The organism is Rhodococcus sp. SG20037, assembly GCF_031763325.1.
GTDB classification, from domain to species: Bacteria; Actinomycetota; Actinomycetes; order Mycobacteriales; family Mycobacteriaceae; genus Rhodococcus_F; species Rhodococcus_F qingshengii.
The window spans coordinates 6,272,705-6,284,720 of the sequence record NZ_CP134497.1 but is presented as its reverse complement, the minus strand read 5'-3'; the positions used below and the strand labels follow the sequence as shown (position 1 = coordinate 6,284,720).

General features: G+C 60.8%; 4 protein-coding genes. 3 read left to right on the top strand and 1 reads right to left on the bottom strand.

Going from position 1 to position 12,016, the window contains the following annotated elements; genetic code table 11:
- Positions 1-50 precede the first annotated feature (50 nt).
- The 3 genes from RHP72_RS29015 (at position 51) to RHP72_RS29005 (ending at position 9,629) form a co-directional block, all read left to right on the top strand.
- Entirely contained in the window at positions 51-1,388 is a 1,338-nt protein-coding gene (locus RHP72_RS29015; protein ID WP_311094145.1) for an MGH1-like glycoside hydrolase domain-containing protein, read from the top strand.
- A 107-nt stretch (positions 1,389-1,495) separates the two neighbouring features.
- Positions 1,496-2,191, top strand: a complete 696-nt coding sequence (locus RHP72_RS29010; RefSeq protein ID WP_370334015.1) for a glycoside hydrolase family 25 protein — start codon at positions 1,496-1,498, stop codon at positions 2,189-2,191.
- 979 nt (positions 2,192-3,170) lie between these two features.
- Positions 3,171-9,629, top strand: coding sequence for an isopeptide-forming domain-containing fimbrial protein (locus RHP72_RS29005; RefSeq protein WP_311094144.1), 6,459 nt, complete (start codon positions 3,171-3,173; stop codon positions 9,627-9,629).
- A 79-nt stretch (positions 9,630-9,708) separates the two neighbouring features.
- On the opposite strand, the gene RHP72_RS29000 is transcribed toward RHP72_RS29005, so the two are convergent.
- Complete coding sequence (locus RHP72_RS29000; RefSeq protein ID WP_311094143.1) at positions 9,709-11,790, bottom strand: PhoX family phosphatase; 2,082 nt, start codon at positions 11,788-11,790, stop codon at positions 9,709-9,711.
- Positions 11,791-12,016: the final 226 nt, after the last annotated feature.

Sequence of the window (12,016 nt, the reverse complement as noted above, 5' to 3'; positions counted from 1 at the left end):
ATTCGTGCTCGGTGAGCGCAAAGGCTCGACGCGTCGCAAAATAGACATCTATGGCCGACCGCGGATTTACCCCGACTCAGCTCGCCGCCCGAGCTGCCTACTTGCTGCGCGGAAACGACCTGGGCACGATGACCAGCGCTGCCCCGAAGCTGTATCCCCACATGTGGAGCTGGGACGCCGCGTTCGTGGCGGTAGGTCTGGCGCCGCTCAGCGTCGAACGGGCGGTAGTAGAGCTCGATACCTTGCTCTCGGCTCAGTGGAAGAACGGAATGATTCCGCACATCGTGTTCGCGAACGGTGTCGACGGCTACTTCCCCGGCCCGACGCGGTGGGATGTCAATGCGTTGGCAGCGCATGCTCCTTTGGGTACCGCTACATCGGGAATCACCCAACCCCCCGTTCACGCGATCGCGGTGCAGCGGATTCTCGATCATTCGCGTCGGCACGGACGTACGACGCGTGCGGTCGCGGAAGAGTTCCTCGACCGGCGCTGGAGCGATCTGGTTCGGTGGCACCGGTGGTTGGCGGAGGCCCGCGATCTCGACGGCAACGGCCGTATCGCGCTCTATCACGGGTGGGAATCTGGGATGGACAACTCTCCGCGGTGGGATCTGGCGTACGCGAATGTTGTTGCGGGACAAGTTCCTGCGTATCAGCGTGCTGATCTCGCTGTGGTGACGGACCTGTCTCAGCGGCCCACGGATAACGAATACGACCGCTACCTTTGGCTTCTCGAAGAGATGAAGGCCGTGCGGTACGAGGATTCTCAACTCGCCACTGCCATGAGTTTTGCCGTCGAGGACGTGTTTGTCGGTGCGGTTTTCTCGATGGCATGCGACGTCTTGGCAACTATCGGTGAGGAGCATTCGCGGCCGAACTCCGACGTCCGTGATCTGCGCGGTTGGGCAGATCGATTCCGGCAGGGCGTGATTGCCACCACCGATGAACGATCAGGTGCAGCAAAGGATTTCGATCTTCGCACCGGGCGATGGGTTCATACCGAAACCATCGCGATGTTTGCGCCGTTGCTGTGCGGCGGCCTGAGCCGCGATGCCGAGCGCGCTCTGTTGCGCACTTTCGAGGGGCCCAAATTCTGTGGTCACCCGGACATGCGGTTTGCTGTCCCACCGTCGACGTCTCCGGTTTCCGGCGATTTCCGCCCGCGGGAGTATTGGCGTGGCCCGGTGTGGCCGGTGATCACGTGGTTGTTCTCGTGGGCGTTCGCGCGTCGGGGGTGGGCCGAGAGATCGCACGTGTTGCGTTCGGAGGGTTTGCGGCAGGCCAGCGATGGCAGTTTTGCCGAATACTACGAGCCTTTCACCGGTGAGCCGCTGGGCAGTATGCAACAGTCGTGGACCGCTGCGGCTGTTCTCGATTGGCTCGGTTGAGTGAACATTCCTTGAATTAGGGGACAAAACGGACTAGTCGACCTTAGTCTCGGGAAATGGTCGAGCGACGGATCGTCAGGACACTGGGCAAGCTCACCCCGATCGCGATGGCAGCTGCCATCGCGATCACGGCACCTGGCCTCGCCGCTGCCGACGCTCCCCGTGGCCCGGACGTCTCTTCGTGGCAACACGTGGACGGAACCGGAATCGACTGGTTCCAGGTCAAGGCGTCAGGGCACGAGTTCGCGATGGTCAAGGCCACCGAGTCGCTCAACTACGTCAATCCTTACTTCATCCAGGATTGCCTGGTCATGCGTGCTGCCGGCGTCTCGCGCGGGGCCTACCACTACGCAGACGTTCGCCAGTCCCCCGAAGCCCAGGCCGCCTTCTATTCGGCGATCGTCCTGGGTATCAACGGACCTGGTGACCTCCCGCCCGTTCTGGATCTCGAGGACGCGAAGGGACTGCCCGCCGGGCAGGTCATCGACTGGACTCATCGCTACTTGAATACAGTCCAGGCACTTACCGGGCGGCAGCCCATCATTTACACGTATCCCAACTTCTGGCGTACTCAGATGGCCAACACCACCGAGTTCAACCACTACCCGCTGTGGATCGCCGATTACAACGGGCAGAACGCACCGGGGCCGCTACCCGGCGGTTGGTCCAACTGGACTTTCTGGCAGTACACCAGCACCGGACGCATCCCCGGAATCACCGGAAACACAGATATCAACGTCTACAGCGGAGCCCAGGGCGATTTCGATCGCTACGCCAACAGTGTGGGGTTCGGCAGCAGCTAGTTTGCGGCGGGGCCCTTGGCTCCGTGGTGCCCGGTTCGGGCCCTTTCGCCTTCGATGCATTTGCCTCGAGGCACGCGGAAGGGCCCTTTTTGGCACTCTTGTGACGCTTGGCTGGTTAGTCCGGTTGTTGCTCGTCAGTTACGAGAATTCTGCCGGGCGGTAGCCACGGTCGCTGAACTTTCGACTAGCTGAGCAGGATCAGAAAATAGCTATGGCAGAAAATGAGCAGAACTGCTCTGCCTGAAAAGCTACAAAACGGACTTGAAGTTGGGTTTGAATCGAAGGCGGCCGCCCGGTTTCGGGCGAAGTTGGTGCCTCGCAATCCAATTATCGGAGCCTCGGGATGCTTCGTTACCGGCAGCCGTCGCTGAGTGTGGTCTGGATCAATTCGATCAATTTCGACGTGCTCGCACGGGTGATCGGACTCTATTCAGGACGGGGTTTCCGACCGTCGTTCGAGGGTCTGTGGCGCATCCAACAGGCCTTATCCATATTGGGCATTTGTCCAGATTCCGTACCTTCCTTGAGGTTGGTCGTCACCCGATCTGGTCAGCGGAAACGTTGAATGTCATCGCGTTCGCCGCGGTGCCGCACTCCGAGGGCTGAATTGTCCGCTCGGACAACACTGCTCCTCGAAGCTTGTCCGATCTACGAACAAAAACGTCGATCGGTCTGCTTTGTCCGACTTTCGATGGGCAAGCTCCCGGTTATCTGTTATCTTGTTCCTGATAACTGGAAGGTTGCTCTCGATTTGCGCGGATTTCGAGGGCCAAGGTCCTGTTCAGGGCGGCTCTTCCAACACGCAGGTGTTTCCGAAGAGGAGCTCGAATGACAGGACCGGCAACAGCGTCCGGTGTGAGGTCGATCAGCCGAAAACAGGCGCATCGACCCGAACCAACCGATCAACCGGGAGTTCGCGCCAGCGCTCTCGCATCTCCGTCCATCGAACATCGATCAGGCACATCCTGGGGAGTAAGAAATGCCTAACGACATACCGCCGACAAGGTCGGCCATATTCACCGCAGGGCTCCCGCCCTGGGTGCGAGCGTGGACGGTGGTATGGACCGCCATCGCGATGATTCTCGGTATCTCCGGCGCGACGGCAGTGGTTGCGTCAGCGCAGCCGGCCGCGACGCTCGGCGGCCCCGTTCAGGCTCAGGCGCCGGCTCGCGCCGCTGTTCTTCCGGATGAACAGCCTGCAAAAGGCTGCGCATTCAGCGCCCCCGGCGCCGGTCCGTTCTCGCAGAACATCTGCTGGATCGATATGTCGACGCTCGATGCGGCAACGGCTGCTTCTGCGGCAGGGCAGTCGATGGAAATCCAGCTCACCGACGGTTACAAGATCAACTTCAAGGCCTTCCTCACTGACTCGGTTGCAGGAAAGAATCACCAGGGGATCGAAACGAAGGCATTTCCCACGTTGCACTATGCAGCGTTGGGAACTTCCGCGTACACGGGTGTGCCGACGACGATCAAGCCGGCGATCTACCAAACCTCAGCCACCGCTGGTCAGTCCGGTGGAACAGTCTCGCTGAAGAACATCGTGATGACGGGGCCGAATGGCGCCGTCAACAACTACGGGCTCGTAGCAGCCGACGCTGAGTCGACAGACGCGAATATCAATACTACGAACGACCGTGAATTCCTCACTTTCAATTCGGACAAGCCTCTACGGCAGATCGCACGTACCGTCGGTGACGACAGTGATCCTGCCTACCCCGGAATTCGGGCCTGTGACGGTGGGCTGACGGGTATGCCAGCCAATACCGTCCGATGCGATTCGTGGAACAACGTCAATGGCCAGGGGCGCACGCCCGGAACGCTGGTCGTTGCATCGACTGCTCCGACAAGTTTCGCAGCCACTTTCGGAAATACCGTTCAGGCGACCTCGCGTCAGGGCCTGGCGTTCGGTGTGCTGCTGTCGAAGGTCAAGATCGACAAGGACCTCACGCGCGTCACCCCCGGTGACGATTTCACTATCGGCATGAGCACCGGACACCACGCTGATGCAGGCGCCGCTGCAGCAACCGAGATCAAGAGCACCACGACCGGTGCGACTGATACGACGGCATCGACTGGCTGGCGGACGCTCCTCGCAGATACCACGCCCACCCCTGTCACGTTCTGGGAGAAGCCAACTACCTCGGCGACCAAGACCGCGAACTATGCGACATCGTGGGATTGCCAGGTAAACGGCGTGACCCAGGCCCTCAGGGTCGGTGACGTTGCGCAGGCAGCACTTACACCGGGTGACAACGTGTATTGCAAGGTCAAGAACACCCCGGTTCTCGTGAAGAAGTCGTCGTCACCACCTACCGGTGAGACGGTCAATATCGGCCAATCAATCACCTACACTCTGAATTTCGAGAATCCGGGCACTGCGCCGGCAACGATCGACTACACGGACTACCTCGCCGACGTCATTGATGACGGAACAGTTGCGGTCGGTGCTGCAACCGGCGGACTCACCGCCGCATTGAACGGCGCCGACAAGATCAAGGTCGGCGGCACGTTGCCGGCCGGCGGCAAGGGGACAGTCACATACACCGTCACTGTCAAAGACGGCGGCAACAAAGTTCTGAACAACTATCTGGTTCCGGGGACTACAACTCCCCCCACAACATGTGATCCTGCAACCAATCTCTGCACGACGCATCCCATGCCTGGTTTCACGCTGACCAAGACGGCTGATCCGGTTTCCGGTTCGACGGTTCAGGCCGGCGACACCATTACGTACACCGTCACCGGTGCCAACACCGGCAGGACGGCCCTGACTCCCGCGACGATCAAAGACGATCTGAGTGCGGTTCTCAACAATGCTGCTGTCGTACCGGGCTCGCTGAAGGCGACCATCGACGGTGCTCCTGTTGCTGCTCCGACTCTGTCGGGCAGCACTTTGTCGTGGTCCGCGAATCTCCCGGCCGGTAAGTCTGTTGTTCTGACATACCAGGTGAAGGTCAATGCCGGCGTTGTCGCGGGAACGGTTCTGAACAACAAAGTCACCGGTACAGCGAAGCCGCCGACCGGTCCGGACATCACTCCTCCTCCGGTGGAAACGAATCACTCGGTTCCAGGTTTTACGCTGGCGAAGACTGCCGATCCGATCTCCGGTTCGACGGTTCAGGCCGGCGAGTCGATCAAGTACACCGTCACCGGCACCAACACCGGCAAGACGAAGCTTGATCCGGTACAGATCAATGACGATCTGGGTGCGGTCCTCAATAATGCTGCTGTCGTTCCTGGTTCGCTGAAGGCGACCATTGACGGAGCTTCCGTGGCTGTTCCGACTTTGTCGGGTACGACGCTCTCGTGGACTGGCGTTCTCGAAGCCGGCAAGTCGGTTGTCCTGACCTACGAGGTGAAGGTCAACGACGGTGTCGCTGCGGGTACGGTCTTGAACAACAAGGTCACGGGTACTGCGAAGCCGCCGACCGGTCCGGATATCACTCCGCCGCCGGTTGAGACGAATCACTCGGTTCCCGGTTTCACTGTCGCGAAGACTGCGGATCCTGCGTCGGGTACCGGCGTCAATGCTGGTCAGACGATCACGTATACGGTGACCGGTACGAACACCGGTAAGACGACGCTCAATCCTGTTGTGTTGACTGATGATTTATCGAAGGTTCTCGACAACGCGACGTTGGTGGACGGTTCGCTGAAGGCGACAGTCGACGGTGCTGCTGCCGCTGCTCCGACGCTCTCGGGGACGGCGCTCTCGTGGACTGGTGTTCTGGAGCCGGGTAAGTCTGTTGTTCTGACCTATCAGGTGAAGATCAATGCCGGTGTTGCCGGTGGCACGTTGATCAACAACAAGGTCACCGGTACTGCGAAGCCGCCGACGGGTCCGGAGATCACTCCTCCGCCGGTGACGACGGAGCATCCGGTTCTGTCTCCGAAGATTGCTGTGGTGAAGTCTTCTGATCCGGTGTCGGGTTCGAATGTTGTTGCCGGTCAGGACATCAAGTACACGCTTACGTTCTCGAACACCGGTAACGGTGCGGGTGAGGTGGCGTACTTCGATGATTTGCGTCAGGTTGTGGACAAGGGTGCATTGAGTGGTTTGACTGCTGATGCTCCGTTGGTTGCGACGATGGTCGGCGGCGATGGTTTCTCGGTGACGGGAACCTTGGCGGCCGGCGAGAGCAAGTCGGTGACGTATTCGGTGAAGGTCAATGCCGATGTGGTCGGTGGGGTGTTCGTGAACAACTTCGTTGTTCCGGGGACGACTCCGCCGGTTGATCCTCCGGAGGTGTGTGATCCGGCGACGCAGCTGTGCACGACGCATCCGGTGGTCTCTCCGAAGATTGCTGTGGTGAAGTCTTCTGATCCGGTGTCGGGTTCGAATGTTGTTGCCGGTCAGGACATCAAGTACACGCTTTCGTTCTCGAACACCGGTAACGGTGCGGGTGAGGTGGCGTACTTCGATGATTTGCGTCAGGTTGTGGACAAGGGTGCATTGAGTGGTTTGACTGCTGATGCTCCGTTGGTTGCGACGATGGTCGGCGGCGATGGTTTCTCGGTGACGGGAACCTTGGCGGCCGGCGAGAGCAAGTCGGTGACGTATTCGGTGAAGGTCAATGCCGATGTGGTCGGTGGGGTGTTCGTGAACAACTTCGTTGTTCCGGGTACGACTCCGCCGGTTGATCCTCCGGAGGTGTGTGATCCGGTGACGCAGCTGTGCACGACGCATCCGGTGGTGTCTCCGAAGATTGCTGTGGTGAAGTCTTCTGATCCGGTGTCGGGTTCGAATGTTGTTGCCGGTCAGGACATCAAGTACACGCTCACGTTCTCGAACACCGGTAACGGTGCGGGTGAGGTGGCGTACTTCGATGATCTGCGTGGTCTGCTCGATGATGCTGATCTGGTTGCGGGCAGCTTGAGTGCTGATGCTCCGTTGACTGCTGCGATGGTCGGCACGGATGGTTTCTCGGTGACGGGATCCCTTGCGGCCGGTGAGAGCAAGACGGTGACGTACACCGTCACGGTCAAGGCTGATGCCGATCGCGTTGCGGCGAATGCCGACAACATGGTGCTCAACTTCGTTGTTCCGGGGACGACTCCGCCGGTTGATCCTCCGGAGGTGTGTGATCCGGCGACGCAGCTGTGCACGACGCATCCGGTGAAGGTTCCGGGGTTCACGGTCGCGAAGGCTGCCGATCCTGCGTCGGGTACCAATGTTGCTGCGGGTCAGACGATCACGTACACGGTGACGGGTGCGAACACGGGTAACACGACTCTTGATCCGGTGGTGTTGACCGATGATCTGTCGAAGGTTCTCGACAACGCGACGTTGGTGGACGGTTCGCTCAAGGCAACTGTCGACGGTGTCGACGGGACTGCTCCGACCCTGTCGGGGACGACGCTCACCTGGACCGGTGCATTGGAAGCCGGTAAGTCGGTTGTCCTGACCTATCAGGTGAAGATCAATGCCGGTGTTGCCGGCGGGGTTCTGATCAACAACAAGGTCACCGGTACTGCGAAGCCGCCGACGGGTCCGGAGATCACTCCTCCGCCGGTGACGACCGAGCATCCGGTGAAGGTTCCGGGGTTCACGGTCGCGAAGGCTGCGGATCCGGTGTCGGGTACCAATGTTGCTGCGGGTCAGACGATCACGTATACGGTGACCGGTTCCAACACGGGTAACACGACTCTTGATCCGGTGGTGTTGACCGATGATCTGTCGAAGGTTCTCGACAACGCGGTGTTGGTGGACGGTTCGCTGAAAGCAACGGTCGACGGTGTCGACGGGACTGCTCCGACACTCTCGGGCACCACGCTCACCTGGACCGGTGCATTGGAAGCCGGTAAGTCGGTTGTCCTGACCTATCAGGTGAAGATCAATGCCGGTGTTGCCGGCGGGGTTCTGATCAACAACAAGGTCACCGGTACTGCGAAGCCGCCGACCGGTCCGGAGATCACTCCTCCGCCGGTGACGACCGAACACCCGGTGAAGGTTCCGGGGTTCACGGTCGCGAAGACTGCGGATCCGGCATCGGGTACCAATGTTGCTGCTGGTCAGACGATCACGTACACGGTGACGGGTGCGAATACGGGTAACACGACTCTTGATCCGGTGGTGTTGACCGATGATCTGTCGAAGGTTCTCGACAACGCGACGTTGGTGGACGGTTCGCTGAAGGCAACGGTCGACGGTGTCGACGGTGCTGCTCCGACCCTGTCGGGCACCACGCTCACCTGGACCGGTGCATTGGAAGCCGGTAAGTCGGTTGTCCTGACCTACCAGGTGAAGATCAATGCCGGTGTCGCCGGTGGCACGTTGATCAACAACAAGGTCACCGGTACTGCGAAGCCGCCGACCGGTCCGGAGATCACTCCTCCGCCGGTGACGACCGAGCATCCGGTGGATGGCACACCCGCGATCGAGGTACTGAAGTCCTCTGTTCCGTCCACCACGAACCGTGTGGTTGGCGGCCAGGAGATCACGTACACGCTCACGTTCAAGAACGTGGGCACCGCGGATGGTGAGGTCAGCTTCTACGACGATCTCACCGACGTTCTCGACGATGCAGTAATGACGAAGGATCCGGCTACCACTTCCACGCTGGTTGTTTCGGGTGTCGTCGACAACGTCTTCACGGTCACCGGAAAGCTGGCCAAGGGCGAGACCGCGACAGTGACGTACACCGTCAAGGTCAATCCTGAGATCGGAACGTTGTCAGGTCCCGGATTCACTCCGGGTGTCCTGAACAACTACCTGGTGGTTGGTGGCGAGAACCCGCCGGTGGACTGTGTCCCGGGCGATGCTCTCTGCACCGAACACCCGGTGGACCCGCCGGAGACCACCACTACGGTGCCGCCGACGACCACCACGACGCCGCCGGTCACGACGGAGCCCTGTGTTCCTCCGACGACGACCACGCGGATGGTTCCGACGACAACAGCTGCGACGACGACGGCTAGCGCGATCACTGCCGGTGACGCTGATGTGACCGGTACGGAAGAATCCACCACAACGGAGGAGACCACCACAGCGGAGACCACGACAGAAGAAGTTGTCGCGGAAGAGATTGTGGATCCGTGTGGCGTGACGACAACGACGCCGCCGACGACAACGCCGCCGGTCACGACAGTTCCGCCGACCACGACGGTTCCGAACACGACGGTGCCGGTTACACCGACGATCATCATTCCCCCGATCGTCGTTGTGCCTCCGATCGTCGTACCGCCGACGGTCCCGGGTCAGCCGGTTCCGAGCACGGTTCCGGGACAGCCGAAGCCGCCGACAGCAAACCCGGGTCAGCCGGGTCAGCCGAAGCCGTCTGCTCCTCAGGGCGGGACGATCAACTCGGGTGGTGGCGCTGGTGAGAGTGGCGTGAATACCACGTTGCTCGCAGCAGGTGGATTGGTTCTGCTGCTGGCGCTGGGAACGGGTGTTGTTCTCCTGACGCGTAAGCGTCGCGAGGACGGTGACAACTGATTCTCTTGAGAATCTGAGGTAAACGACGTGGGGCAGATCGCAGAGCATGCGATCTGCCCCACAGTCGTTTTCGTGTGTGTTACGAGCCGAGCCGAGATCCGTCCTTCTTCCAGGCTGCAACTACCGACGGGCGAGGCTGGGAAGAACCACCGTCGGGCCAATGGGATGCGGGGCTTTCGATGCTGGCGTCGTCGGTCTCGCCGGGGTGCTGGACGCAGACGATGACGCGCTTCTCGTCCACGATGGGGCCGCAGGTTTCGGCGCCGACGGGAACGGTGAGGAACTGCTTTGTCTCACCGCGGTTTTCGCCTTCGAGGACAACGCTGAACAGCCCGTCGTTGGACTTGAGTGCGTTGCCGTCGGTGGAGATCCACAGATTGCCGTGCGGGTCGAAGGCAAGGTTGTCCGGGCATGAGATGGGGCTGACCTTGCTCTTGTCGAACCCGCCGAAGTAAGTATCGGCTGTGGCCGGATCTCCGCAGACGAGAAGAAGATTCCAGCCGAAGGTGGTGCCGGCGTGGTCGTCGGTGATTTCGAGGACCTGGCCGTTCTTGTTGTTGTTCCTCGGGTTCGCCTCGTCGGCCGCGGCGCCACCGTCGACTCCGCGCTTGGTGTTGTTGGTCAGTGCGACGTAAACCTTGCCGCTCTTCGGGTTTGCCTCGAAGTCCTCGGGGCGATCCATCTTCGTTGCCCCGACCTTGTCACCGGCCTGGCGGGTGAAGACGGCGACCTCTTCGGCGCTCATACCGTCTACCAGCGATTCGCCCTTGCCGTCTTCGCCGGTGCGCAGGATGGCTACCCACTCGCCGGTTCCGTCGAACGTGCCGTCCGACGGAAGTTTGCCGCTGCCGTCGATCTCGCCGGCGGAGTTTCCGCTGAGCTTTGCGACGTACAGTGTTCCGGCGTCGAGCAGAGTCATGTTGTGGCGCATGGCTGCTTGACTCTTGCCGTCCTGCATCTTTCGGCTGGAGACGAACTTGTACATGTAGTCGAAGCGCTCGTCGTCGCCGCTGTAGGCGACGACGGTGCCGTCCGCCGTGATGTAAATGGTGGCGGCTTCGTGCTTGAAACGTCCGAGCGCTGTGTGCTTGATCGGAGTCGACGACGGATCCCAGGGATCGATCTCGACGACGTATCCGAATCGGTTGACCTCGTTGGGTTCTGCGACCAGATCGAACCGCTTGTCGAATCGTTCCCACTTGCGCTCGGAAGCGGCGCCGGCAAGGCCGTAGCGCTTCAGTCGCGCTGCGACCGTGGGATCGGTGACACCCTCGGCGTTCGCGAAGTACTGGTTGAAGTTCTCTTCGCCGGAAAGCACTGTGCCCCAGGGGGTGACGCCGCCGGCGCAATTGTTGAGGGTGCCGAGCACTTTGGTTCCCGTGGGATCGGCACTCGTCTTGAGGAAGTCGCTACCTGCAGCGGGGCCGGTCACGACAAATTCCGTGGTTCCGGTGATGCGGCGGTTGTTCGATCCGATCTCCGGTACGAGCTTGCCGTTGTCGGATTCGCCCTTGACCTGGACGACCGACAGTCCGTGGCTGGCGAGGCCGATCTTGAACTGCTCCTCGGTCGGGTTCTCCGCATCGTAGCCGCGGAACATCGCCGGCTCGGTGGAGTATTCGTGATTGACCACGAGTAGGTAGGTGTTGGGCTGCCCGTCGACCGGGAGCAATCCGGCGAAGTCGTTGTTGAATCCGAACTGCAGTTCCTGCGCTGCCGCAGTCTGCTTGTCGAAGTCGAAAGCCGGGGCGCCGGCGAGAACGGCGTCACCCCAGCGAATCACGACGGCTTGATCGTATCCGTCAGGGACGGTGACCTTGTCTTCCTTGTTGGGCGCGACGGCGCCGAAGTTCGTCCCCGCTGGTGTCGATCCGCTGCTGCTGCCGCTCGTCGAACCGGTTCCCGGTTCCGCACTTGCGGATTCGTCCGAACACGCGACGAGGGCGCTGCCCGCTCCCACCGCGAGCACTGCCATGCCGCTGCCCCGGAGCAAGCCGCGACGACTCAGCGCTGTGCGTGCGATGTCGCGGAAGTACTCGCCGCCCGAGGTGTTGGGGACCTCGTGAGAGCACGCGTTTCCGCACTTGTACTGGCAGGTGATCGACGCGCGCGCAGACACGCCGTCGTGTTTGACGAACAAGGCCAAAGGCTTGATAGCCACCGTGAACTCCCGAGATTCGATGTACGGACTTCGGGAACCGTAGAAGCTCGAAGCAAGGGTAAAGGAACGTAAAAATGAACGGCAAAACAACGAGGTGACCCTTACCCGCGGTTTACGACGCGTCCCCGCGGGGACGTCGCATGACATTTGTCATCGCCGATCCGTGACGGTGTCACCGCAGGTGATGATGCTGTGCACTGTTTTCGGCTCTGACTTCCCGCGAAGC

Excerpts from the sequence above, each read along its gene's own strand:
- RHP72_RS29015 (WP_311094145.1), top strand. The coding sequence starts at position 51 with ATGGCCGACCGCGGATTTACCCCGACTCAGCTCGCCGCCCGAGCTGCC.
- RHP72_RS29010 (WP_370334015.1), top strand. The coding sequence starts at position 1,496 with ATGGCAGCTGCCATCGCGATCACGGCACCTGGCCTCGCCGCTGCCGAC.
- RHP72_RS29005 (WP_311094144.1), top strand. The coding sequence starts at position 3,171 with ATGCCTAACGACATACCGCCGACAAGGTCGGCCATATTCACCGCAGGG.